The 25,221-nt window shown below is 43.5% G+C and carries 26 protein-coding genes; 16 read left to right on the top strand and 10 right to left on the bottom strand.

The window, feature by feature from the left end; all coding sequences use genetic code 11:
- Nucleotides 1–115: 115 nt before the first annotated feature.
- Nucleotides 116–541, top strand: a complete 426-nt coding sequence (locus LF822_RS07210; RefSeq protein WP_253923304.1) for a disulfide oxidoreductase — start codon at nt 116–118, stop codon at nt 539–541.
- The gene (locus tag LF822_RS07205; RefSeq protein WP_253923303.1) at nt 542–1,012 is read left to right on the top strand and encodes a thioredoxin family protein; all 471 of its coding nucleotides are present in this window, start codon (nt 542–544) and stop codon (nt 1,010–1,012) included.
- 41 nt (nt 1,013–1,053) lie between these two features.
- Here the strand turns inward: LF822_RS07205 and LF822_RS07200 are convergent, their stop codons facing one another.
- Nucleotides 1,054–1,551, bottom strand: a complete 498-nt coding sequence (locus LF822_RS07200; RefSeq protein ID WP_253923301.1) for an antibiotic biosynthesis monooxygenase family protein — start codon at nt 1,549–1,551, stop codon at nt 1,054–1,056.
- A 95-nt stretch (nt 1,552–1,646) separates the two neighbouring features.
- Here LF822_RS07200 and LF822_RS07195 point away from each other — a divergent pair, with 95 nt between their 5' ends.
- The 5 genes from LF822_RS07195 (at nt 1,647) to LF822_RS07175 (ending at nt 8,484) form a co-directional block, all read left to right on the top strand.
- On the top strand, nt 1,647–3,809 hold the full coding sequence (locus LF822_RS07195) for a transglycosylase domain-containing protein (RefSeq protein WP_371925844.1): 2,163 nt from the start codon (nt 1,647–1,649) through the stop codon (nt 3,807–3,809).
- 117 nt (nt 3,810–3,926) lie between these two features.
- Complete coding sequence (gene hemE, locus LF822_RS07190) at nt 3,927–4,964, top strand: uroporphyrinogen decarboxylase (RefSeq protein ID WP_253923299.1); 1,038 nt, start codon at nt 3,927–3,929, stop codon at nt 4,962–4,964.
- Between the two features lie 13 nt (nt 4,965–4,977).
- On the top strand, nt 4,978–5,913 hold the full coding sequence (hemH, locus tag LF822_RS07185) for a ferrochelatase (RefSeq protein ID WP_253923297.1): 936 nt from the start codon (nt 4,978–4,980) through the stop codon (nt 5,911–5,913).
- 4 nt (nt 5,914–5,917) lie between these two features.
- Nucleotides 5,918–7,315, top strand: coding sequence for a protoporphyrinogen oxidase (gene hemY / locus LF822_RS07180; protein ID WP_253923295.1), 1,398 nt, complete (start codon nt 5,918–5,920; stop codon nt 7,313–7,315).
- A 146-nt stretch (nt 7,316–7,461) separates the two neighbouring features.
- Nucleotides 7,462–8,484, top strand: coding sequence for a LacI family DNA-binding transcriptional regulator (locus LF822_RS07175; protein ID WP_253923294.1), 1,023 nt, complete (start codon nt 7,462–7,464; stop codon nt 8,482–8,484).
- A 94-nt stretch (nt 8,485–8,578) separates the two neighbouring features.
- Here LF822_RS07175 and yhfH read toward each other — a convergent pair whose 3' ends face one another.
- On the bottom strand, nt 8,579–8,707 hold the full coding sequence (gene yhfH, locus LF822_RS07170; RefSeq protein WP_101843432.1) for a protein YhfH: 129 nt from the start codon (nt 8,705–8,707) through the stop codon (nt 8,579–8,581).
- A 119-nt stretch (nt 8,708–8,826) separates the two neighbouring features.
- Between yhfH and LF822_RS07165 the strand changes: the two genes are divergently transcribed.
- The 3 genes from LF822_RS07165 (at nt 8,827) to LF822_RS07155 (ending at nt 12,307) form a co-directional block, all read left to right on the top strand.
- Nucleotides 8,827–9,567, top strand: a complete 741-nt coding sequence (locus tag LF822_RS07165; protein ID WP_253923292.1) for an MBL fold metallo-hydrolase — start codon at nt 8,827–8,829, stop codon at nt 9,565–9,567.
- Nucleotides 9,568–9,631: 64 nt separating this feature from the next.
- Entirely contained in the window at nt 9,632–10,630 is a 999-nt protein-coding gene (lplA, locus tag LF822_RS07160; RefSeq protein WP_253923291.1) for a lipoate--protein ligase, read from the top strand.
- A gap of 144 nt (nt 10,631–10,774) precedes the next feature.
- The gene (locus LF822_RS07155) at nt 10,775–12,307 is read left to right on the top strand and encodes a fatty acid--CoA ligase family protein (RefSeq protein ID WP_253923289.1); all 1,533 of its coding nucleotides are present in this window, start codon (nt 10,775–10,777) and stop codon (nt 12,305–12,307) included.
- Between the two features lie 288 nt (nt 12,308–12,595).
- Here LF822_RS07155 and LF822_RS07150 read toward each other — a convergent pair whose 3' ends face one another.
- Nucleotides 12,596–13,051 (bottom strand): DUF3939 domain-containing protein, encoded by a 456-nt coding sequence (locus LF822_RS07150; protein WP_253923287.1) that lies wholly within the window; start codon nt 13,049–13,051, stop codon nt 12,596–12,598.
- Between the two features lie 169 nt (nt 13,052–13,220).
- On the opposite strand from LF822_RS07150, the gene LF822_RS07145 reads away from it, so the two are divergent.
- Nucleotides 13,221–13,736 carry a competence protein ComK gene (locus tag LF822_RS07145; protein ID WP_253923286.1) on the top strand — a complete coding sequence of 172 codons (516 nt, stop codon included), beginning with the start codon at nt 13,221–13,223 and terminating at the stop codon, nt 13,734–13,736.
- On the opposite strand, the gene LF822_RS07140 is transcribed toward LF822_RS07145, so the two are convergent.
- Entirely contained in the window at nt 13,669–14,073 is a 405-nt protein-coding gene (locus tag LF822_RS07140; RefSeq protein WP_253923284.1) for a YhjD family protein, read from the bottom strand. The genes LF822_RS07145 and LF822_RS07140 overlap by 68 nt on opposite strands.
- 190 nt (nt 14,074–14,263) lie before the next feature.
- Between LF822_RS07140 and LF822_RS07135 the strand changes: the two genes are divergently transcribed.
- The 5 genes from LF822_RS07135 to LF822_RS07115 all read left to right on the top strand — a co-directional run bounded on the left by LF822_RS07135 (nt 14,264) and on the right by LF822_RS07115 (nt 23,137).
- Nucleotides 14,264–14,911, top strand: coding sequence for a TVP38/TMEM64 family protein (locus LF822_RS07135; protein ID WP_253923282.1), 648 nt, complete (start codon nt 14,264–14,266; stop codon nt 14,909–14,911).
- A 54-nt stretch (nt 14,912–14,965) separates the two neighbouring features.
- Nucleotides 14,966–15,502, top strand: coding sequence for a signal peptidase I (gene lepB / locus LF822_RS07130; protein ID WP_253923280.1), 537 nt, complete (start codon nt 14,966–14,968; stop codon nt 15,500–15,502).
- A 160-nt stretch (nt 15,503–15,662) separates the two neighbouring features.
- Nucleotides 15,663–19,178, top strand: a complete 3,516-nt coding sequence (gene addB / locus LF822_RS07125; RefSeq protein ID WP_253923279.1) for a helicase-exonuclease AddAB subunit AddB — start codon at nt 15,663–15,665, stop codon at nt 19,176–19,178.
- Nucleotides 19,162–22,851, top strand: coding sequence for a helicase-exonuclease AddAB subunit AddA (gene addA, locus LF822_RS07120; protein WP_253923277.1), 3,690 nt, complete (start codon nt 19,162–19,164; stop codon nt 22,849–22,851). Before addB ends, addA begins: the two co-directional genes overlap by 17 nt.
- Nucleotide 22,852: 1 nt before the next feature.
- Nucleotides 22,853–23,137, top strand: coding sequence for an HNH endonuclease (locus LF822_RS07115; protein WP_253923275.1), 285 nt, complete (start codon nt 22,853–22,855; stop codon nt 23,135–23,137).
- 182 nt (nt 23,138–23,319) lie between these two features.
- Here LF822_RS07115 and LF822_RS07110 read toward each other — a convergent pair whose 3' ends face one another.
- The 6 genes from LF822_RS07110 to LF822_RS07085 are packed head-to-tail and all read right to left on the bottom strand — an operon-like array spanning nt 23,320 to nt 25,168.
- Nucleotides 23,320–23,535: a spore germination protein gene (locus LF822_RS07110; RefSeq protein WP_253923274.1), complete on the bottom strand. Its 216-nt coding sequence runs from the start codon at nt 23,533–23,535 to the stop codon at nt 23,320–23,322.
- A 51-nt stretch (nt 23,536–23,586) separates the two neighbouring features.
- Nucleotides 23,587–23,961, bottom strand: a complete 375-nt coding sequence (locus tag LF822_RS07105; RefSeq protein WP_253923273.1) for a spore germination protein GerPE — start codon at nt 23,959–23,961, stop codon at nt 23,587–23,589.
- Nucleotides 23,948–24,142, bottom strand: a complete 195-nt coding sequence (locus tag LF822_RS07100) for a spore gernimation protein GerPD (protein WP_253923271.1) — start codon at nt 24,140–24,142, stop codon at nt 23,948–23,950. Before LF822_RS07100 ends, LF822_RS07105 begins: the two co-directional genes overlap by 14 nt.
- Nucleotides 24,139–24,663 (bottom strand): spore germination protein GerPC, encoded by a 525-nt coding sequence (gerPC, locus tag LF822_RS07095; protein ID WP_253923270.1) that lies wholly within the window; start codon nt 24,661–24,663, stop codon nt 24,139–24,141. The genes LF822_RS07100 and gerPC overlap by 4 nt, the downstream gene beginning before the upstream one ends.
- A 47-nt stretch (nt 24,664–24,710) precedes the next feature.
- Nucleotides 24,711–24,938 carry a spore germination protein GerPB gene (locus LF822_RS07090; RefSeq protein WP_253923268.1) on the bottom strand — a complete coding sequence of 76 codons (228 nt, stop codon included), beginning with the start codon at nt 24,936–24,938 and terminating at the stop codon, nt 24,711–24,713.
- Between the two features lie 14 nt (nt 24,939–24,952).
- Nucleotides 24,953–25,168: a spore germination protein gene (locus LF822_RS07085; protein ID WP_253923267.1), complete on the bottom strand. Its 216-nt coding sequence runs from the start codon at nt 25,166–25,168 to the stop codon at nt 24,953–24,955.
- Nucleotides 25,169–25,221 lie beyond the last annotated feature (53 nt).

The raw sequence follows: 25,221 nt of genomic DNA, 5'->3' as shown, positions 1-25,221 counted from the left end.
TTCCCTGTTCTTTCGCGTTTAAACGTAAATATTAAGAAGTTTATATTTCTCATTTTGATTTCAAAACGATACCTAGTATAATAACAGTGGGAGAGAGGAAGAAAGGATTTAATAAATGAAAAAAAGAAGTGAAACGCTATTATTCATTACTTGGGCGGTATCATTAGCTGCAACACTGGGGAGTTTGTTTTTTTCTGAAGTTCTGCGGTATACCCCATGCGAATTATGCTGGTACCAGCGGATCTTTATGTATCCGTTAGTTGTTATTTATGGTGTCTCATTAATAAAAAAAAATACAGAAGCCGCTTTATCAGGACTAATTTTGAGTGGAGTTGGAGGATGTATTTCGATCTACCATTACTTAATTCAAAAAGTGCCTGCATTTCAGCAGGCCGGCGATGCCTGCGGAACGGTGCCCTGCAACGCTGCTTATATTAACTGGTTCGGATTTGTAACCATTCCATTTCTTGCAGGAACCGCTTTTATTTTTATTTTTATCTGCCATATGATGACGATTCGTGAACAAAGGAGAAACGCCTAAATGAAAAAGAATATGATTATTTTTGCTACCGTGCTGGTCATTCTTGTCGTAGTACTGGCTTTTGTCGTAAACTACCAAAACTCACAGAAATCCGCAGATAATCCATATGAAAAAGATAATCTCGAGCAGTCGACGATTGATCAGCTCGACGATCCTGACTATGAAAATCAAATTCTTCCTGATGAACTTGAGGAGGAAGTCCAGTCCGGCGATCCGGTAACGGTTTACTTCTACGACCCGGAATGTCCGCATTGCCGGGAGACTACTCCTGACCTTGTGCCGCTTGCCGAAGACATGGATGTAGATATGAAGAAAATGAATCTGCTTGAATTTGAGAGTGAATGGAACAAATACAGTATTGAGTCCACTCCTACCCTTGTTCACTATGAAAATGGAGAAGAACAAGACCGGATAGTCGGCGGACAGCCAATGGAAGAGTTTGAAAGCTTTTTTGAAGATAATGTTGAATAGTAAAAAAGTGAGCGGCTGTGACCGCTCACTTTTTGCTATGTTTAGTCTGGCTGTATCATATGGTATTTTGTAATGTATGGCTTGCCGTCAATAAAGGATGGTTTCTCTTTGTGCTTCGGGCCTGAGTTTTCGTGAGCCTTTTCAAAAGCTTGAGAGTTTTTCCAATCTTCAAAGCTCTGTTCATTACGCCATTGCGTAAAGACGACGTAGGTATTGCCTTTAACAGGTCTTAGGATACGGATCGCCTGAAAACCATCCATGCTCTCAACGCTGCCTGCGCGTTTCTTAAAGCGGTCTTCAAATACCGGTCTCCCTTCATCGGATACGGGAATATTATTCATGACGACAAAGCCTGTCTGCTGGACGTCCCCTATGGCTTCAACCACTTCAAAATCACGGCCTTCAGCAAAAAAAGAGGATTGACTGCCTTCGTAGTAAGCTGCTGTTTTGTCCTGATCCTGCATTAATAGAACTTCAGGGTGCTCCTGCTGCAGCTTTGCTAAATAGTTTAATGTACCATTTGTCATAGATACGGTCATAAAGTTTGTCTCCTTTCCTACATCACGTTTAGTGTAGCAAGTTAGACAAAACTTCTGCAAGCTTTAACTTAGGAACAAGAAAGGATGCACGACGCTTGAAAAAGATTTGGAAATTGCCATCAGTAAGGTGGATGAAAAGAATCAAATGGCCGTTCGTTATTATTACTGCTGCTGCATTTTTTTCCATTATAGGTTTTTTGATTATACTTTTTGGCGGGCGGTTTGTCGTTTCAGAAGAAGATTTAGCTTTGAATACCGCAACTACAGTAGAAACTGCAGACGGAGAAGTGATCGAACGAATTTACACGGAGAATCGGACGTTAGTAGATATAAATGAGATTCCAGAGCATGTCCAGGAGGCTTTCATTGCGGTGGAGGATGGTCGCTTTTATGAACATTCAGGGGTAGACTTCAGGTCCATTTTAAGGGCTTTGTACAGGGATATTATAGCTATGGAAAAGGTAGAGGGGGGCAGTACGATTACTCAGCAGCTTGCCAAAAACCTATTTCTTACGAATGAAAAATCCTGGATGCGTAAAACGAAAGAAGTAATGGCTGCCATTCATTTAGAAAGGAAATACACAAAGGACGAAATCCTTGAGCTTTACTTAAACACCATCTATTTCGGTAACGGGGCTTACGGTGTAGAAGAGGCTTCAAAAGAATATTTTAATACATCGGTTAAAGATATTACGATTAATCAAGGGGCACTGCTGGCCGGGCTGCCAAAGGCTCCTAATTCATATTCACCTTTTGAAAATCCCGACAACGCTTTAGAACGACGTAATACAGTGCTTGCCCGGATGGAAGCAAACAACATGATTGCTGCAGAAGAAATGGTTAGTCTTCAAGGTTCCACCCTGGGTGAAGAAGCGAGAGAGGAAAACAACCAGACCTGGAGCAACAGTTATGTAGATGCAGCGATAAGAGAAGCGGAGAATAAGTACCACATTTCCCGGGATGAACTAAAACGGGGAGGTTATCAGATTATTGTAGAAATGGATCCAGGGATTCAAGAGACTGCTGCCGCACAGATGAAAAATGGAGAATTTGCCCCTGGCTCACAAGGTGAAGTTGAAGGAGCTTTTACCTTAATGGATCAAAAAACAGGGGGGATGGCTGCTATTGTAGGCGGACGTGACTTCAAGCATGGAGATCGGAATCGTGCTCTGACGAAAAAACAACCCGGATCTGTTATAAAGCCTTTATCTGTTTATGGTCCCGCCCTGATGGATAAAAAATATATCCCTTACTCCCTTCTTGAAGATGAAGAGAGGAGCTATGGTGACTATACCCCGCGTAATTACGACGGCGAATATGATGGGTATACTTCCATTTATCAGGCGATTGTAGAGTCAAAAAATGCCCCGGCTGTTTGGTTGTTAGATCAAATGGGAATCGACTACTCGAAGAAATATTTGGAGGAACTCGGTCTTCCCACGAAAGATGAGGGTCTATCTATTGCATTAGGCGGGCTTTCCGAAGGGTATACTCCTTTACAGTTGACGCAGGCCTATCGAAGCTTCGTAAGCGAAGGAAAAGTTACAGAAGGACATACTATACAGCAGATTGTTGATCGGAATGGAGAAGTTATTCACAAACACGAGCCTTCTGAAAAAGAAGTATTCAACGAAGAGACAGCGTGGAACATGACGCAGATGCTTGAGAGGACGGTAGAATCCGGTACAGCTCAAGCGGGGACCTTCTCAAAGGCTCTAGCTGGAAAAACAGGTACTCAGCAGCATCCTAATGTCGATGGGGAGAACAAAGATGTTTGGTTTGTCGGTTACACTCCAGAGTATGTTGGTTCTCTGTGGATGGGGTATGACGAGGCCGGGGAAAACCATTACCTTACCGGGGGAAGTGAGTACCCCACAGCACTTATGAAATCGATATTATCGGAAGTAGACGAGCAAAAGGAAATGACGGCCTCCTTTAATAAACCAGAAGGGCTTGAAAGGCTGCCTGAACCTCTTACCCTCCCTGAAATCAATGATGCGAAAGGGTCGGTAAGCTTCGGTGGATTCAGACTTGTATCGGGAACAATTGAATGGACACCTGCAGAAGACGACCGGGTCGTTTACCGTATTTATGAAGAGAAGGGTGAGGAGAAAAAACTAGTAGGGGACGTAACGGGGAAAGGCGAGTACAGTGTGAGCGGATTTAGTCTATTAAGTTCTCGTACGTACGTTGTGGTTCCTTACGATCCCTTGACAGGCCATGAAGGAGAACCATCAAATTCAGTAACGATTAATTAACACCTGTGAAAAAATGCACAATATAGTGACAAACCAATCGTTTTTCTATACACTACGTAAAAAAATGGGTATAGTTGAAATCGGATAAACGTTGAACGTGTAAAAGGAGTTATGAGGATGACGAAATCATTTAACGATACGATACTAAAAGCATTTCGCGGTGAGCCAACCGACCATACACCCGTCTGGTACATGCGTCAGGCCGGCCGGTCGCAGCCGGAATACCGAAAGTTGAAAGAGAAATATTCACTTTTTGAAATTACTCACCAGCCGGAACTGGGCGCCTATGTTACCAGGCTTCCTGTTGAGCAGTATGATGTGGATGCTGCGATTCTTTACAAAGATATTATGACCCCTCTCCCTGCCATTGGAGTTGATGTTGAAATAAAAAAAGGCATCGGGCCGGTTATAGATAATCCAATCCAGCGTAAAGCGGATGTCGATAAACTTGGTACGATTGATCCTGAGGCAGATGTTTCCTACGTGATGGATACGATCCGGTTATTGACACGGGAACAGTTGAATGTGCCTCTTATCGGCTTTGCCGGCGCCCCGTTTACGCTCGCAAGCTATATGATTGAAGGCGGTCCTTCAAAAAATTATAGTAAGACGAAAGCGTTGATGTATAACGAGCCTGAAACATGGTTTGCTCTAATGGACAAGCTGGCGGAGACGACGATTAGTTATACTCGTTCCCAGGTTTCTGCAGGAGCCAGTGCGATTCAAATTTTTGATTCGTGGGTCGGCGCTTTAAATGTGGAGGATTATCGAACGTTTATTAAACCCGTGATGGAACGGATATTCAATGAGCTTCAATCAACAGAGGTACCTCTCATTATGTTTGGTGTAGGAGCACGGCATTTAGCTCTAGAGTGGAATGATCTGCCCGTGGATGTAGTCGGTTTAGACTGGCGCATGTCTATAAAAGAAGCGAGAGATATGGGGATTACGAAGCCGCTTCAAGGTAACCTGGATCCATCTATACTGCTTTGTGACTGGAATGTTATTGAGGAGCGGGCAAAAGCGATCATCGATGAAGGCAGACAGCATCCAAGCCATATTTTTAATTTAGGTCATGGAGTCACCCCGGATATTCAGCCGGAGACCTTACGGAGACTGACACAGCTCATTCACAATTATTCAAAAAAGAATTAAGAGGTGAATCATAATGGAAAAGAAACAAGTAGGATTGCTTGTCATGGCGTATGGAACGCCCTATAAAGAAGAAGATTTAGAAAGGTACTATACCCATATCCGCCGAGGTCGGAAACCATCAGATGAGATGCTTGAGGATCTCCGCGGCCGTTATGAAGCAATTGGGGGAATCTCCCCGCTCGCACGAATTACAGAAGATCAAGCTCTAGCCCTGCAGAATACATTAAATGAAGAACAGGACGAATTCGAATTCAAAATGTATCTAGGCCTGAAGCACATCGATCCTTTTGTTGAAGATGCTGTGCAGCAGATGGCCGCGGACGGTATTAAAGAAGCTGTATCGATTGTATTAGCTCCTCATTATTCAACTTACAGCGTGAAGTCATACAACGGTCGTGCACAGGAGGAAGCAGAAAAACATAGTATTTCCATTCATTCTGTAGAAAGCTGGTATGATGCTCCAGGTTTTATTGATTATTGGAGTGAGCATATTCTAACGGAGTATGAAAAGATGTCTACGGAAGAACGAGAGAAAGCTTGTTTAATTGTTTCAGCCCATAGTCTTCCTGAAAAAATCCTGGAAGGCGGAGATCCTTACGCTGACCAGCTGAAGAAAACGGCTGAGCTCATCTCTGAGGAAACAGGTATTACCCAGTATGAAATTGGCTGGCAGAGTGAAGGAAACACTCCCGAGCCCTGGCTTGGACCGGACGTCCAGGATTTAACGAGAGACCTTTTTAATGAAAAAGGGTACCAATCGTTTGTATATGCTCCGGTTGGCTTTGTTTCAGATCATCTTGAAGTACTCTACGATAATGATTTTGAGTGTAAAGTGGTGTGTCACGAGGTAGGAGCGGATTACTACCGCCCGGAAATGCCGAATACTCATCCGAAGTTCATCCGTACCCTCGCTGGAGTAGTACTGGCTGAAATGGAACAGCAGGTTTAAATATATGGAACGTAAAAAAGTAATAATAGCAGGCGGAGGTATCTCCGGATTAACCGCTGCTTACTATTTACAAAAAGAAGTCCGTGAAAAACAGCTCCCGATTGATGTGCAGCTTTATGAAGCGAGCGATCATTTAGGCGGTAAGATTGATACAGTGAAGAGAGAAGGCTTTACGATTGAACGGGGACCTGATTCTTTTTTAGAACGAAAGAAAAGCGCAACTCGTTTAGCTCGTGAAGTAGGGCTTGAGAATAAGCTCGTTCCCAATGGAACAGGACAGGCATATATTCTTGTGAAGGACAAGCTTCACAAAATGCCGAGCGGATCTTTTATGGGAATTCCGACAAGGATAAGGCCGTTTCTTTTTTCCAATTTGTTTACTCCTGCTGGTAAAGTCAGAGCCTCTTTAGATCTAGTCAAACCAAAACGCTCCATAGAAGAGGATCAATCCCTCGGGTTATTCTTTAGAAGGCGTCTGGGTAATCAAGTAGTTGAAAATTTAATAGAGCCGTTATTATCGGGGATCTATGCTGGTGATATTGATGATCTGAGTTTACAGGCGACGTTCCCGAACTTTTACAATTTGGAGCAGGAACATGGAAGTTTAATAAAGGGACTGAGACAAACGGTTCCAAAACCTCCAAAGAACAAGCAGAAGCCAAGCATGTTCCGCACATTTGAAGATGGTCTCGGTTCACTGGTATACGCTCTTGAGAAGCAGCTTGATCCCGAATCCGTGCATAAAAGTATAGGAATCGACCACATTGAGAAGAAAAATGAAGGATACCACGTGTTATTAAGTGATGGAAGTGTGGAAAAAGCAGACGCGGTCATTGCGGCTGTACCGTACTTTGCAGCCCGTCGCATGCTTTCACAGTATGAATTCATGAATACCTTAAAGGAAATGAAAGCGACTTCTGTTGCTAATACTGCTATGGCTTTTAACGTATCAGCGATCAAAAAAGATATTGATGGCACAGGCTTTGTCGTTTCCCGAAACAGTCAATTCCGCATAACTGCCTGCACGTGGACTCATAAGAAATGGCCTCATTCCACTCCCGAAGGTAAAGTTATGCTGAGGTGTTACGTTGGAAAGCCGGACGATCAAGAAGTAGTAGACCTCTCAGATGAAGAGATTACAGAGATCGCGTTAAAAGATCTCAATAAAATTATGAAAATCGAGGAGAAGCCGGAATTCTCCGTTGTAACGAGATGGCGGGACTCTATGCCCCAGTATTCAGTCGGGCATAAGGAGCGACTTCAAAAGGTCACCGAACAATTAAATGATAAACTGCCCGGCGTCTACCTGGCAGGAGCATCTTACGCAGGAATCGGGCTGCCAGACTGCATAGATCAAGGCGAAGCCGCAGTCGAACACACCCTTAAATACCTCAATTACTAACTGCTGCCTCCCCGCAGCAGTTTTTTTCTTTTTTTTCTGTGTGCCGGGTACACTCACTATAGATTGTTCTTGCATCTTTTGATGTGTATTAGTATGATTTGTTATGAAAACGATTTCAAAATGTGGCTGAAACAGGGGGAGTTATTATGGCTACAATTGAGGATGTGGCCCGTCTGGCAGGTTTGTCGCGGACTACAGTGTCCCGGGTGATTAACGATCAGCCCTATGTCACGGAAGAGAAAAAAGAAAAAATCATGGATGCTATGCAGCAGCTAGGGTATGTGCCGAATTCTTCCGCGCGCCGGCTTCGCAGTCAGCGGACAGAAACGATCGCGGTTTTGCTTCCGCGGGTAACTAATCCTTTTTTTGGACATCTAATCGAATCCATGGAGCGCAAAGCATCAGAATACGGGTATCAGGTTATAGTGTGTCAAACCCATGATAAGAAGCAGAAAGAATTGGATTACTTACAGCTTTTAAAAACTAAACAAGTTGATGGTGTCGTCATGGCGTCATTAACAAATGACTGGGACGTTATTGAACCTTACCTTGAATCCGGCCCTATCGTCCTTTGTAATGAATACATGGATTCAGATCAAGTATCTATGATACACATTGATCACCGGCAGGCGTCCTATGATGCCACCGCTCATTTAATTGAACAGGGATGTACTAGAATTGCATACGCTACTGGTGCTCAAGAAACTCACATAACCCGTCAGCGGAAAGAGGGATTCCTGCAAGCGTTAACAGATTTTAACCTGGCTTTTGATGAAAATCTTGAAATAAGAAATGCACTTGATGTAAAGGACGGGCAAGGGGTGTTTTCATTTCTTCAGGAGCAGGAAGAAAAAGTGGACGGGATTTTTACAGGATCTGACGAAGTGGCTGCGGGTATTATTTATGCAGCTTCGCAATCCGGCTTTACCATCCCTGAAGATTTAGCTATTATAGGCTTTGATAATCAGATGATCTCTTTGCTTATGGTTCCGGCGATAACAACGGTTAGACAGCCGGTAGAGGAGATGGCCATGAAGACGATTCAGGTCCTGGTCGAAAAAATAAAAAAAGAACAGCCTGAGGATGAGCAGCAAATCGTCTACAATTATGAGCTTATTAAAAGAAAGTCCACGGAGCGCATGAGCATGAAAGAATCCGCATCTTCATAAAAATGCGGGTTTTTTTATGCACAAAAAAAGAGCAGCCGGCGGGCTGCTCTTGAATTTACATGTTCAAAAACTGTAGAGGTGTGGAACACTATGATTAACGGGCAGGATGACTGCATTCATCACAAACATTACCGTAGCAGTCAGCCTGCTCCTGAATTGCATGGCCGCATTTAGTACACTGCTTTTTAGGTAGGTTACGGAAAAACTCAATGACGTTCATCATATGAAATCGCCTCCAATTAGTTGTTGTAAAGTCATTGTATTATAACAATATTCAGAATTCAACCATCTGTTATAAAACAAATCGAAAATGGTTCTAAAGTATGATAAGGAGTGACGGAAATGCAAGTAACGACGATTGGATACTGGGGTGGTTACCCTGCTGCGAACAGTGCAACTTCCTGTTATTTAGTTGAAGAAGACAATTATAAGCTCTTAGTAGATTGTGGAAGCGGAGCTTTAGCTAAACTGCAGCAAAAAATAGAAATTAAAGAGCTGGATGCTGTAGTTCTTTCTCATTACCATCAGGATCACATAGCGGATATTGGCGTGCTGCAGTACGCTTGTCTCGTACAGAACACCATTGCTGAAACGACGGATGTCCTGCCGATCTTCGGCCATGAAATGGATGAAAAAAGCTTCCAGTCGTTAACCCATCAATATACCGAAGGAGTGGCTTATGATCCCACGCAGACTTTACAGCTCGGTCCGCTCTCTGTAGAGTTTCTGCAAACTCTTCACCCCGTCCCGTGTTTTGCTATGAAAATCTGTAGTAGTACAGCAGAGGTTGTATATACGGCCGATACGGGCTACTTTGAAGAGCTTGCATCATTTGCACATGGAGCGGATCTGCTGATTACGGATACCAACTTTTACAAAGGAATGGATGGAAGCGGTCCCGGGCATATGACAAGTGAAGAAGCAGCAACTGTAGCGAAGAAGGCCGATGTGGAAACGCTTTGGCTGAGTCATTTACCTCAATTTGGCAGAAGGAAGCTTCTGCTGCAGGAAGCAGCTGATGTGTTCAACGGTCACATAAAATTGGCTGATGAGAAATTAGCGTGGAGATCGGACGCTCAATAAATTGTGTAATGCCCCCGGGTTTTATACAATGATAGATAGAGTGAAACGTTGAAAGGATGAGACGATGTTATTTATTGATCATGAGGGAGTTAAGGATCCGCGGATTAACTTAGCGATTGAAGAATATGCGCTTAAAAATTTAGATATCAATGAAACTTATCTTCTTTTTTATATTAATGAGCCTTCCATTATTATTGGTAAAAACCAGAATACCATAGAAGAAATAAATACTAATTACGTTGATGAAAATGGAATACACGTTGTGCGGCGTTTATCCGGCGGCGGAGCTGTTTACCACGACCTCGGCAATTTAAACTTCAGTTTTATCACAAAGGATGACGGGGACAGCTTTCATGATTTCGCCAAGTTTACTGAACCGGTGACACAGGCTCTGAACAAGCTGGGAGTAGCTGCTGAGCTTTCGGGCCGTAATGATATCGTGGTGGACGGACGCAAAATTTCGGGGAATGCTCAGTTTTCAACGCGGGGACGTATGTTCAGCCACGGAACACTAATGCTTGATTCTGAAATCGAAAATGTTGTCTCGGCTCTTAATGTAAAAACCGAGAAAATTAAATCGAAAGGAATTAAATCCATTCGAAGCCGGGTGGCAAACATATCGGAGTATCTTGAGCAATCCATTACAATGGACGAGTTTAAACATCTGATTCTCAGATATATTTTTGATGTGGAAGATGTAAAAAATGTGCCGCAATATAAATTAACGGAGCAGGACTGGGCAGAAATTTATAAAATTGCAGATGAGCGCTATCGGAATTGGGATTGGAATTATGGAAAGTCGCCGAAGTTTAATATTCAGCAGACGAAACGAATTGAAGGCGCAGGCAGCTACGATATCCGTCTCGACGTTTCAAAAGGCTTCATTCGTAATGTGAAAATCTATGGTGATTTCTTTGGGGTAGGTGATATTTCTGAGATTGAGGGACTTCTTATTGATGTGAAGTACGAGAGGGCCTCGATTGCTGAAGCTCTTGAACAGGTGGAGATTTCTCATTATCTTGGTAAAATTACGAAAGAGGATTTCCTTAATATGATCTATTAATCAGGAGACCGGCAAGCTTTGCTGGTCTCTTTCACTACACCCTGCTGTTGCACAATAATTGACAATATTTTATAATTAGACTGAATATTTTTTTAAATAGATATGAATGACTATTCATTCACTAAAAGGGAAAGGGGACAGCTAATGAATTTAAGTGATCAATTGATGCGCACGGCTGAGAATGATCCATCAAAGGCAGCTTACATATTCCAGGGTGAAAGTGTAAGCTACCAGGAGTTTAATGAATCAGTTACTAAATTCGCTTCGAAGCTGCATCAATCCGGGTATAGAAAAGGGGATCATATCGCTTTAGTAAGCGGGAACAGCCCGTTGTTCATGATTGGGTTATATGGCTCACTGCGTGCCGGTTTGACAGTAATACCAATTAACCCTACGTATACGGTCGATGAGATGAGTTATATTCTGAAAAACGGAGACATCAAAGGTGTTATAACCATGGATGTCTTAATGGAAAAGTTTGAACATATGGATGATGTTCTTTCTATTCAAGATTATTTTGTTGCTTACACGGGTGCGGCGGCGGAAAGATCATCGTTAACCGCAAAAATGAAACCGTTTACAGAGGCGATCGCTGAAGGTGATGCTCACTATCATGCCCAGCAGCTTGAAGAGGAAGACGTCGCTGTTATATTGTATACGTCTGGCACGACCGGGAAACCGAAAGGGGCGATGCTTACACACAAGAACCTGTATTCAAACGCCACCGACGTTGCAGATTACCTGGATATTTCAGCTAGTGATCGTGTCATCGCAACCCTGCCGATGTTTCATGTCTTTTGTCTTACGGTTGCCTTGAATGCTCCTATAATGAATGGAGGGACTATATTAATTGTTCCGAAGTTCTCTCCGCCTGAAGTATTTGATATAGCAGAAGAGCATCAAGCTACAGTATTTGCCGGTGTACCTACTATGTACAATTATTTACTGCAGTTGGGGAAAGAAAAGGTTTATACATTTGAAAACATGAGAATATGTGTCTCCGGTGGATCTTCTCTGCCTGTATCACTTTTAAATAACTTTGAGAAGCACTTTAACGTTCGTGTATCAGAAGGGTATGGATTATCTGAAGCTTCTCCTGTAACAACTTTTAATCCGTTAGACCGACCGCGGAAGCCGGGATCTATAGGCACCAATATTAAAAATGTGGTGAATAAAGTGGTTGATGAACTTGGTGAAGAAGTTCCAAATGGTGAAGTGGGAGAGTTGATCGTCCAGGGTCCGAATGTTATGAAAGGGTATTATAAACTGTCGGAAGAAACGGCTGTAACCATTCGTAACGGCTGGCTTTATACTGGGGATATGGCCCGACAGGATGATGAGGGGTATTTTTATATAGTCGACCGCAAAAAGGATATGATCCTGGTCGGCGGTTATAACGTGTATCCAAGGGAAGTGGAGGAAGTACTTTACAGTCATCCTGATATTACCGAAGCGGCAGTAGTGGGAACGCCTGATCCGCAAAGTGGGGAAGCGGTCATCAGCTTTGTCGTATCTTCCAACCCTGCCCTGCAGGAACAGGAGCTTAAAGAATATTGCCAGGAGTCTCTAACGAAGTACAAACAACCGAAACGTATTCACTTTATGGAGGAGCTGCCGAAGAATACAACGGGTAAGATCTTAAGAAAGAATTTGCGGGATAAGTTATCGCAGCGGTAAATCCAGGCTGTCATATGTTGACAATAGCGCAACACTTTGCGGAACACCGCAAAAGTTTTTCGGTGAAGATGAAGAAGACATATACTACAATAAGAATTAGATAAGCGATCATGCTTATTTGTTACACACCATTTATGATTCGGTTTCATAAGTGGGTCAGTAATGTACGTTACTGATGAGTGGTGTTGTTGGAGAGGTGAAAGCTTTTCCACACATTAATTCCCTCACTCAAAAGTTAACCAGTCGTCTCATTGGCCAATGCTCTTCCCGGAGCATTGGCACTTTTTTTTATTGTGGCTTCTTGTACGTAATCATAAATTCCTCGTTTGTTAGATAGAACTCTCTTTGCGGCCGCTGAGCCAGCAGATGGAGACGCTCCAGCTTATGATAGCTGATCCTTTTATAGGGGTCCATATCAATGGTGGGAGGTTCGCCGGTCTGTTGAATGTATAGATCTACGGCCTGCTGAACCTCATCCATTTCTTTGGCAAGCTCATAATCTTCTTCCTCAAATAACTCATAAGTTTCTCTCGACATATAGTAGGTCTTCTTAGGTATTCCCTTGATGTAAGGGGAAAGCAGATGGTAATCAATAGTTAGGTCGTGATTGATGATTACGCTGAGAGGAACTTCGTTTGGTTTGCGTTCAGCATAGGTGTGAATAGCTTTCCGAACATCATGAATGGATAAATCCATTATTTCTAAATGAGCTTTTTCTTCTGGTTTTTTTTTCTTTTTCCACATTCCGCTCCCTCCTTCTGCTGCTCACGGATTGTTGTTGTTTTCTTATAATTATATCAGAAGCTTATTATTTTTTAAGAATTTTTAGACTTTTCTATCGAAATTTGGTAAATTAATAGAGATAGGTTGGCCGCTTTATAAGCCGTTATTTAAAATGAAGGGTGTTGAAGGAATGGACTTGGTTCATAAAAATGAATATGAAGTAAATCCGCGGACAATGGCTCTTGTAGCAGGGTATGACAGCCTGGGGCAGATTGTTACAGAAGTTGTAGAACGTGAACAGCGCTTTTATTTAGCTGATTATCCCAGTAAGATTATCGACAACTCATGTCGTTATTTTGCCAGTAGTCTGGAAGGGCGGATCTCTGGTACGAAGCAGGTTGCCGGCTTCACCCACAAACCTCCGATTGTCATTTCCCAAACGATGGGCATGTATTTCTTTCCTATTATTTCCCCTAAGCGTAAAGAATGTTCATGGATCGCTCATAAATATATCCGTTCTTATGAAGGAGAGAGTGATCAATCCACTACGATTATTTTTACGAATGGCACCTCAATTAATGTACCCGTATCGGTCGGTATGATTTCGAACCAGGTGCAGCGGACTGCACAGTTTCGGTTCACCCTGGAAGATCGTTTGAAGAACTCAGCCCCCCGGAACGACGTTGTCGCAGAGAACTATGCATAAGTTCAAATAATAGGGTTTCGACTTTTTTTCGGATGGCTGGATTGAAGTAATTGCGTTTCTCTTCATACCCGTGAGCCAAAAATAAGAATGAAGTAAAGGAGTCATTACGAGCTGATTCTATAACCTGGATCTTCTTCGCATCCATCTGGGATCTCAACGCTTTTCTTTCCTCTCTTGCTTCGAGTTCCATTTTTCCAAGCAGTTCCAAATAAGGTTCTTTAATTTTAAATCCTCCTTGTTGAAAATGCTTTCGGTCCTGGCGGATAACCGCAATCGCCATGGATAAGAAAAGGTAGCGTGAAGCTGTTTCTAGTTCCTGCTGTTTTAATTGCCGCATGATTCTCTCCTCCAGATACGAACGTTTGTTCTATATTATATCATGATCTCCTTACAAATATTCAACCAATTTTTGTCGATTAAAGATATTTTAATATGGGAAAACTGGATAATAGTAGGAATCAATGACGGTTTTTATTAAAATAGATTTAAAGGGATAGTTTACTCGTAAGCGATAAGGGGATTGGTTAATGGAGTTATTAATGATTGATTTGGATGAGATTCAATATATGGCAGAGAATGATCGTCTGTTTGAATATGTAATTGATCAGCTTGAACAGCTTGAACGGTTTGGACCGCTCCCCGGTATTTTACTGCCGCTCATAGAGGCCTTTTTACCAATTTTGCCTCTCATTGCTTTTGTGCTTGCTAATTCGGTCGTCTACGGCTTATTTAAAGGCTTCCTTTATTCATATATCGGTGCCGTAACTGGAGCTGTTCTTGTATTTATACTGGCCCGGAAGCTTGGACAGCAGAGGTTCTTTAACTTTGTCAGCCGTCATAAGCAGGTTAAGCGGGTAATGAACTGGGTGGAGGAGCACGGGTTTGGACCTTTATTTCTTCTCATGTGTTTCCCGTTTTCGCCCTCCTCGATTATTAACGTAGTGTCAGGCTTGTCTAATGTCAGCCGTCAGCAGTTTATTTTGGCCGCCGTTCTTGGAAAGTCTGTCATGATCTTTACCATAGCTTATGTTGGAAGCAGCCTCGCTTCTTTTGCTCAAAATCCTGTTAAATCTATAGTTGTCGGTGTTTGTATTCTTGCTTTTTGGATATTAGGAAAATTAATTGAAAAGAGAATTCAGCGCACAGCGGAGAGACGAGCTTACCGCAGCGGTTAAGATGAGGTCTTAACGGGTAAGGTGTAATTAGTAACCTACCTGGAGGAAGCAGCTATGAAAAAATTCGGAAAATTTATGACGCTCGTTCTCGCAGCTTTAGTCGTTGCTTTTGTATTTAAAACATATTTGTTTGCAAGCTATATAGTGGATGGGGAATCCATGGAGCCTACTCTTTACGATGGTAATTTATTGATGGTGAACAAAGTCGCTTATGATTGGCAGGATATGGACCGCACGGATGTCATTGTGTTTCACGCTAATCAGGAAGAGGATTACGTCAAAAGAGTTATTGGATTACCCGGAGATGAGATTTCTTTTGAGGATGATACACTGTATATTAATGGTGAGGCGGCAGCTGAGCCATATTTAGAGCAATTAAGGCCTAATGATGGTGAGCTTTTTACTGAAGATTTTACGTTAGAAGAAGTTACTGGTGAAAAAGTGGTGCCTGAAGGAGAATTGTTTGTAATGGGAGATAACCGGCGCGACAGTTTAGACAGCCGTTCGTTTGGTTTTGTATCTCATGAACAAATTGTAGGAAAAGTGGATATGCGTTATTGGCCGTTTTCACAAATGGCCTTACAGCTTTAGTTGAGACCGTCCTTCAGGGCGGTTTTTTCTTAGTCCATCAAATTTTTAAAATTCCGGATCCAGTCGTGGCTCCGGATTAGCGTTAAGTTCTGCCGCTTCAATGAAAATAAGGAAAATGGTAGGATAGTAGATAAGAAGAGTATTGAAGAGAGGTGAGCCCGTGGGCATTCAATTTTTACTTGGGCGTTCAGGAAGCGGCAAAGGCACACGTTGTCTTGAAGAGATACGAACACGTTTGTCCGAGGAGCCTGAGGGAGCCCCTATAATGTATATTGTCCCTGACCAAATGACATTTCAGCAGGAGTATGCACTGCTGACGGGAGGCAGTATTGAAGGTTCCATACGTGCCCAGGTGTTTAGTTTTTCCAGACTGGCCTGGCGCGTTTTACAGGAAACGGGTGGTGGAACAAGGAAATTCATTAGTACAACAGGGATCCAAATGATGCTTCGGAAAATTATTGAAGAGCGGACTTCCGAGTGGAAGGTTTTTCAAAAGGCGATTGAGAAGCAGGGGTTTGTTGAGCAGTTAGAAAATATGATTACGGAATTCAAGCGATATCAAGTTACTCCGGCTGTACTTTATGCTCAAATGGAGCAGATGGATCAGTTTATGCACCGCACCAGTCATGAAGAAGGTCTGCGTGATAAGCTGGATGATCTCACGTACATTTATGACCGCTTAGTAGACGCCTTGCGTGAGCAGTACATAGACAGTGAAGATCAGCTTCAGCTGTTGTCTGAAAAAATTCCTGAGGCAGCTTTTTTAAATGGAGCTGAAGTATATGTGGATGGATTTCACAGCTTTACTCCCCAGGAATATGCAGTTATTGCGGCTTTATTAAAGAAATGCACGAGTGTTAAAGTCACGTTGACGACTGACTATCCGCATACGGAAGAAAATGAAGACCTCGATCTTTTTCATGAAACAAAAGAGACTTATTTTCAATTAAAGCAAATGGCTGAAGAGCTAGGACTGGGAGTGGAGGGAGTTGAAGTACTCGACGAACAGCGGGGAAGGTTTGAAAATAGACCGGCGCTCCGTCATTTAGAAAAGTATTTTGACCACAGACCTGCACCAGTATTTGAAGAAAAGGCTCCGATTGCTATTGCTGAAGCGGTTCATCCCCGGGCAGAAGTTGAAGGGGCAGCTCAGGAAATCCTTCGGCTGGTCCGGGAAGAGGGTTACCGTTATAAGGATATCGCTGTTCTCATCCGTGAACCTGATGTTTATCACAGTTTGCTTGATACGCTGTTTGATGATTATGAAATTCCTGTCTTTATTGATGAAAAAAGGACGATGCTGAACCATCCTTTGATTGAGCTTATTCGGTCAGGACTCGATGTGGTTGAAGGGAATTTTCGGTATGACGCGGTATTCCGCCTGCTGAAAACTGGCTTTATACCGTCTGCTGACCGCACGTATCCACTGACGGAGGAAGCCATTGATGAGCTGGAGAATTATGTGCTCGAATATGGCGTGCGTAAAAGAGAACGATGGTTCAGTGAAGAACCATGGATTTATCAGCGATTTAGAGGATTCGAACAAGCGGCACAGACGGATGAGGAAAAAAGTAAACAAGACCGGATTAATGCGTACCGCTCCCAAATTACTCAAGTGCTTGAGCCATTTGACCGTCAGCTGCGTGAAGCAGGTACGATTGCTGAACGTGCTAAAGCGGTATATTACTGGCTTGAGACATTACGGGTTCCCCAGCAGCTGGAAAAATGGCGGGAACATTACGATGAACAAGGGGAAATCGAGAAAGGAAGGGAACAGGAGCAGGTGTGGGAAGAAGTGCTGCAGCTGCTGGATGAGGCTGTGGAAATCGCCGGTGATGAAAAAGTGTCGCTTCAAGTGTTTAGAAGCACCATAGACAGCGGTCTTGAGTCATTAACCTTTTCTCATGTTCCGCCAAGTATGGACCACGTCATTGTAGGAGATGTGGATCGGTCGCGGATTACGGGAATTAAAGCCTCCTTTTTGCTCGGTGTGACTGATGGAATCTGGCCGATGAAACCGTCCAGCGATGGAGTAATGACGGAAAAAGAAAGAGAAATCTTATCTGAAAGCGGGATGCGGCTCGCCGACGGCATCAGTCGTCAGCTGCTTGATGACCGTTTCTATATGTATCTGGCTCTCACTATGGCGAAGGATCAAGTATGGGTGAGTTATCCTTTGAGTAATGAAGAAGGAAAGTCTAAAGCACCTTCACAAATTATCCAAAGGCTTGATGAGCTTTTTCCGCAGATAAGAGAGCACGTCACGCTGCAGGACGCTGATGATCTTCAAGAAGCTGCGCGTTTCATTGCAACACCGATGAAAACAAGATCAGCCTTAATGTCACAGTTAGCCCGCCATTTAAGAGGCTATCCAATCGATCCGGTTTGGTGGAATGTCCTTAATTGGTATATCGAAAATGAACCCCGGACCGGGCTTACAAATCGAGTGCTGCAAAGTTTATTTTATAAAAACAAGCCTGTGCATTTGTCGGAGCAGACGAGGGAGCAATTATTCAAAGGACCTGTAAAAACGAGTGTATCCCGGCTTGAAACCTATCACCGCTGTTCTTATCAATATTTTGCAGGCCACAGCTTAAATCTTGAGGAAAGAAAGACTTATAAGCTTGACGCACCTGATATCGGCCAGCTTTTCCATGAAGCTTTAAAGCAAATTACGGAATGGATACAGGAGGAAGGCCGGGATTTTGCCCAGTTAAACCAGCAGGAGACAACACAGTACGCAGAAAAAGCAACCAACCTGTTAGCTCCTGTTCTTCAGAATCAGATCCTGCACAGCTCCAACCGTCATCACTATATTAAGTATAAATTGCAGGGGGTCATCGCAAGAGCTGCTTACATCTTAAGCGAGCAGGCCAGGAAAAGCCAGTTCTCCCCTGTAGGACTTGAGCTTGGGTTTGGGCTGGAGCAGAATTCAAAGCTGCCGCCGTTAACATTAGGTCTCCCAAATGGCAGAGAGCTGATGCTGCGCGGACGAATTGACCGGGTAGACCGTGCTTTAAATGAAGAAGAGTTATATTTAAGGATAATTGATTATAAATCTAGCGCCAAAGGGCTGGACTTAGTTGATGTTTATTACGGGCTTGCTCTGCAGATGCTTGCTTATTTAGATGTTGTTTTGTCCAATGCAGAGAACTGGCTCGGCACTAGGGCGCTTCCTGCAGGTGTGCTATATTTTCATGTTCACAATCCAATGATTTCAGGAAAACAGTGGATTGGCGATGACGAAATTGAGCAGGAAATCTTTAAGAAGTTCAAAATGTCCGGGCTGCTTCTTGAAGACGAACAACTCGTGTCTATGATGGATACTAGCCTTGATAAAGGAAGAAGCCAAATCGTTCCGGCAGGCTTAAAAGCGGGCGGCGGCTTTTATAAGGGTTCAAAAACACTGGAAGAAGAGAAGTTCGACCAGCTGAGAAATTATATTCGCGGACTTATGGAGGATGCCGGCCAGCGGGTAACCGAAGGAGAAGTAGTGTTAAATCCTTTTCTAAAAGAGGACCAGGCGGCTTGTGATTATTGCTCGTTCCGCTCTGTCTGTCAATTCGATCCTTCCCTTGAGGATCATCAGTTCCGCAAACTAAAACATTTAAGTGAAGATGATGTTATACAGCAAATGACACAGCGAAAGGAGAATGATCGTGGTCAGCTGGACTAAAGAACAAGAACGGGCCATTTATACGCAAGGAAAAAATATACTCGTCGCAGCGGCTGCGGGATCTGGAAAAACAGCCGTCCTTGTTGAGCGTATCATTCAGAAGCTGTTGAACAAGCAAGCTCCAGCAGATATTGATTCTCTGCTCGTTGTAACATTTACAAATGCGGCAGCCCAGGAAATGAGAAATAGAGTAGGCTCTGCTTTAAGTAAAGCGTTAGAGGAAGAGCCTGAATCGAGACATTTGAAGAAGCAGCTTTCACTTTTGCAGAATGCTTCGATATCGACGCTTCATTCGTTTTGCATGGACGTAGTAAGAAGATACGCTTATCTTCTCGATTTAGATCCAGGGTTTAGAATTGCTGATGATGTAGAAGCAGATTTAATTCGTCAGGAAGTGCTGGAAGACTTATTTGAAGACTGGTATGGAAGAGAAGGAGAAGAGCAGCAGCAGTTTTTTGATGTAGTCGACCGGTTCTCAAGTGATCGAAATGATCTCGATGTAGAAAAGCTTGTCCTGGATCTCCATACCTTTTCTATGCAGAATCCATGGCCCCGGCAATGGCTGGACGATATGGTTACTATGTATCAAAAGGCTGAAGTTGAGGATGAGCAGGAAATACCGTGGCTGCAGCTGTTAAAGCGTGATGTGAAGAGCCAGCTGGCTTCGATGGAAGCTGAAATCCAGCAGCTGATTGAGTTGACGCGTGAGCCGGGCGGTCCTTCAAGCTATGGAGAAACTGCATCACAGGATTTTGAAATGGTACAGCAGGCTAAAGGAGCTATTGCGGTTTCCTGGGAAGAACTACAGTCGTTTATGAGTACTAGTAAGTTTGCCGCTTTATCCCGCAAAAAAATGGAATGTGATGAAGCTAAGAAAGAGCGGGCTAAGAAAATAAGAGACCGTTACAAAAAAAGATGGATGAGCATGAAGGAAGAATGGTTTCAACGAAAACTCGGAAGTTATTTACAGGATATGAAAGCTCTCCATCCTGTGATGAAGCAGCTAGCTGTTATCGTGAGAGATTTTCACGAGCGTTACCAGCAGCTGAAGAAAGAGAAGGCACTTGTAGACTTTTCTGACTTAGAACATTATTGTCTGCAAATATTGCTCGATGAGACATCCACCAGGGACCGCCTTGTTCCTTCGTCTGTAGCGAAAAGCTTTCACGATCAGTTCTCAGAAGTTCTTATTGACGAATACCAGGATACGAACCTGGTACAGGAGACGCTGCTTCGTTTATTAACTGATGCACCGGAAGCTGGTCATTTATTCATGGTAGGGGACGTGAAGCAAAGCATTTATCGTTTCCGGCATGCTGAACCCTCCTTGTTCTTAACCAAATATCAACAATACGGTCAAACCGGCAGCGATGGAGAACGTATTGACCTGGCCCGTAATTTCCGAAGCCGGAAACAGGTGCTTGATGCAGCGAATTATGTATTTCGACAAGTTCTTGATGAAGAAGTTGGAGAAATGAATTATGAGCGTGAGGCCGAGCTTATTTACAGCAACAATGTGTATGATGAAAATCCTTCTGATTATGCCAAAGCTGAACTATTAATTATAGATCGTGAAACGAAGGAAGAGTCAGTGAACGAAGAAAGCTTCGAGGATTTAGAGAAAGCCCAGCTCGAAGCAAGAGCCTATGGGCAAAAAATTCGTAACTGGCTTGGTTACGGAGAAGATGAGGCGTTACAAATCGTTGATAAAGAGTCGGGGATGAAACGTCCTGTGCAGTATCGGGATATTGTCATTTTAATGCGCTCGATGACGTGGGCCTCGACGATCGTTGACGAATTAAAACAGCAGGGAATCCCCGTCTACGCTGAACTCTCAACAGGCTATTTTGAAGCGATTGAAGTCAAGGTGATGCTTAATTTGTTAAAAGTTATCGACAACCCGATGCAGGATATCCCGTTAGCTTCAGTTCTGAAGTCGCCGATTGTCGGACTAAACGAAGATGAACTCATGCAGCTGCGTTTGGAAGAGAAGAGAGCCAGCTATTATGAATCCATTAAGAAAGCTGCAGCAGGATCGGGGTTAGGTGGAAAAATCTCAAGCTTTTTAAACCTGCTCAGCCGGTTTCGCGAGCGGGCACGCCAGGGGGCACTGGCTGATCTCATCTGGCAGATTTACCGGGAAACAGGCTACTATGATTTTGTCGGCGGGATGCCCGGCGGACGTCAGCGTCAGGCTAACCTTCGAGCACTGTACGACCGTTCGAGATCCTATGAGTCGACTTCATTCCGTGGACTTTTCCGATTCCTGCGTTTTATTGAAAGAATGGAAGAACGGGGGGATGATCTTGGGGCGGCCCGGGCTCTTGGAGAACAGGAAGACGTTGTACGGATTATGACGATCCATAAGAGCAAGGGGCTTGAATTTCCAGTTGTTCTGCTCGGAGGAATGGATAAACAGTTCAATATGATGGACTTGAAGGAGCGATATTTGCTGCATAAAGATTATGGCTTTGGATCAAGATATATCGATCCACAGAAGCGTCTAATGTACCCGACTCTCGCTTACCACGCCATCAAAAGAGTAAAATTAAGAGAGCTTTTAGCAGAGGAAATGCGAGTGCTCTATGTAGCTTTAACAAGAGCGAAAGAGAAACTGGTGATGGTAGGAAATGTCGCTTCTTTTGATAAAAAACAAGAGAAATGGCTGAGCTATGTTGACCATACAGACTGGGTGCTGCCGCCGCACGATCGTCTCGAAGCAAAGTCTTATTTAGATTGGGTAGGTCCTTCCTTAATCCGGCATCAGGATAGTGAAGAGCTGAGGACAGACGAAGTAGAAGTAAGAACCTCTGAGGAAATTGAAAAGGACGCTTCTGAGTGGGTCATTCACTTAGCTCATGGCAGTCATTATGCGGTTGTAGAAGAACTCGAAAAGCAGCGCGACGAGAAGCTTAAATCGCATTTAGAGGAATGGAAGCCTATAGAAGTGGAGCCGGATGATAAAGTGGAAAGGCTGAATTTCCGATATCCTCACGAGAAAGCTGCTCACTCAAGAGCGAAACAAACAGTAACAGAGATTAAAAGGCAGCGTGAAGTTCTTGATGAATATTCAAGTGACCAGCTGCTTGTCCCTTATCGTGCCCCCCTTGTGAAACGTCCGCGGTTTATGCAGGAGAAACAAGGGTTGTCAGCCGGAGAAATTGGTACCGCGATGCACACCGTGATGCAGCATATTCCACTTCATACACCACAAACAGAAGAAGAGGTGGAAGAATTTGTTGAGCACCTGGTTCATAAAGAAATCCTCCGGCGCGAGGAAGCTGATGAAATTAACCATCAAGCGATTTCTGACTTTTTCCACACATCCATAGGAAGGCTGCTGCAGGAATCCGGTCAAGTCGAACGGGAAGTTCCCTTTAGTTTGACGCTGCCAGCAGATGAGGTGTATCAGGATTGGGAGGATTCAATTGAGGAGCAGGTATTCATTCAGGGGGTTATTGATGCGGTAATTCCTTACAAGGATGGCTGGCTGATTCTTGATTATAAAACGGACACTCTCCCATCAGGGGACCATGTGGAAGAACAATTAAAAGAAAGATACAAGACCCAGATTCAATTATATAAAACTGCATTAGAAAAGATTTGGAAGAAACCGGTGGTGAAAAGTTACCTTTACTTCTTTAACGGACCCCTGACGGTGGAGGTGGAATAACTTGTCAGATGTGTGTGCATTGTGCGGGAGAAAGGCTGTGAATTTGACAGAGCATCATTTAGTGCCTAAACAGCAAGGGGGGACCAATGGACTGACCGCGATGCTCTGCAGTGCCTGCCACCGCCAAATTCATGCTTTATTTACCAATGAAGAACTGGCAGATTTCTATCATTCGCTCGAAAGGTTAGCTGATCATCCTCAGATGGAGAAGTATTTAAAATGGGTGAAGAAGCAGGACCCGGAAAAGAAGATCATCACACGAACATCCAATCGAAAGAAAAGGTGAAAAGATGCAGCCTGATGCTGCACCTTTTAGATAAATCATCGGTATTCTTTTTTTATCTCCAGACTTTTAAAACAGTCTGGCTTGTAGAGAAACTTCAGGTTTCTCTACAAGTTTTTTTATTTATCTTATGACCGGGCTTCCTTTGGGGCGGCTCGTCACCCGGATTCTGTCCAAAGGTATTCTTAGGCCCCTCCTACATTCTGATCATTTACATCAGGATCAATTGGCTGTACATTACTAAAACCATTATAGGTGGCAATAAAGTCACCGGTATTGGATGAACCTGAACCCGTCACGGTTTTAGCCGAGCTTTTGGGTGAAATGTAAAACGAATCACCGAAATTAACAACTCCTCCACTGATGCTGTTGATTCGGAAAGGACCAATAATAGATGGCATAACAAAGTCCTCCTTATCTGCTTACTTACTATAGCGTATGAGAAAATGATTCTACTGTTCTTTATCTAGTATACGAATGTGTTTTAGTCTAGCTTCTGTGTCGATATAATCGATGCCTCCAATTTGAAGCAGCCCGGCCGTTGAAATTCCAGTAACATGCACATGCTGTACTTGAATGGCTGGGGAATGGTTTATGAAATCAGTGTCAATTCTTATCGGAGAAGCGGGTAGAGAAAGATCAGCCTGGTAAATAGGGTAATCATTGAGATTAACCCAGTCACGAAACGTTCGGGTCTCTTCTTGTACGGCAATGACATTGGTCCTGGGGCGATAATGTTTAAGGTCCCCGATCAGCAGTCCTGAACCGATTGTCACGGTATGGGCGTCCACATTCTTAATGTCCGCTACGCGGTTATGAATCTTCATCTTCAATCTCCTCCGGGGGTGAGGTGTAGGGACCAATAATTAAAGACTCAGGCGGGGTATCAAAGTAGGAGCGGAGGCGGATCGTCCGGTTATCTCCAATTAGAAAAACTGAGGAAGTGGTTACACTGGTCACGTGGACATTACCAATATTTAACCCATAATTGTGTACAGTAAACTTCATGATGCTCCTCCACCTTTATACTGGTTTAAATACTGAGCAACGGAATGCTTTATTTCATCTGCCATTTTTTCAGCTACCTGGTCATTCGTTAAGTGTGGTTCCCTTTTTTTATAATCCTGAAAGCGTCCGGGCAGCTGCTGATTAATGTCTTTAACCATGTGATCCCGGTGGTCGGCGGGTAAGTCCACGTTGTGCTCCATTGCATAATCATCAATCGTTTGAGGAACAGAATGGCCCATTAACTCATCTAAATAAGGATCGGCAGTTTGTCCGGTGTATAAATCTTCAATACTCGCTTCTTCAGAACCGCCAGGTGTTAATCCGATTTGCAGCGTACCCTCCAGGGTTTCGATTTTCAGCTGATCAAAGTGGTATTCTATTTTTTCAATCACGGTCTTCGTCTGCTCCCGGGACTGCAGGTGCTCAAGCTTGTGGGTGAGTTCTTCAATGAGGCGCTGCTGCTGTTCCATCTGCTTCATAACCTGCTGCATCCACTGGTCCCAAGAATAATAGTTATTCATTGCAATCACCCCTTTTTTAGCTTATGCCGAAACAGATGAAGATTTGCCTATGAGGTAGTCAGCGGTACAAGTGGACCTGAGTCAGCATCCGGTATATAAACCTCACCATCTTTTGGTTCGGGTTCTTTTGCCGGTTCCATAAAACCCCCTGAGTTATATAAGTCTGCTTGTGCTTGAACCACTCCTGAGCTGCCAATTTGAATAATAGAGGAATTAGCGACCGTGCCGATTTTAATATAACGTATAGATATCGTCTGATAAATGGTCATGTTCATGAATCATTTCCTCCCTACTCATTAAAAGATTGATCAATCAGTTCTTTATCATTGATATACGTTTCTGCTTTATTAAGGTGAATCCGTATTCCATTCCCTGTATTAAATGACCCTCCGCCGGCAAAAGTTTTTGATACGGCATAAGGGGCCATGCTGAAGACGTCACCAATATTAAAAACGCCGGAGGAAGAAACGGTAATTACTTTTACAAAACCAACTTTAGCAGGCATGAATACTCTCCTTTCTATATTATATGAAACCACATTGTGTAAATATCGTAATA

The sequence above is a fragment of the Halobacillus sp. A5 genome (assembly GCF_024189315.1).
Classification (GTDB): domain Bacteria; phylum Bacillota; class Bacilli; order Bacillales; family Halobacillaceae; genus Halobacillus_A.
The sequence above is the reverse complement of the archived record's forward strand: the minus strand, read 5'-3'. Positions and strand labels throughout refer to the sequence as shown.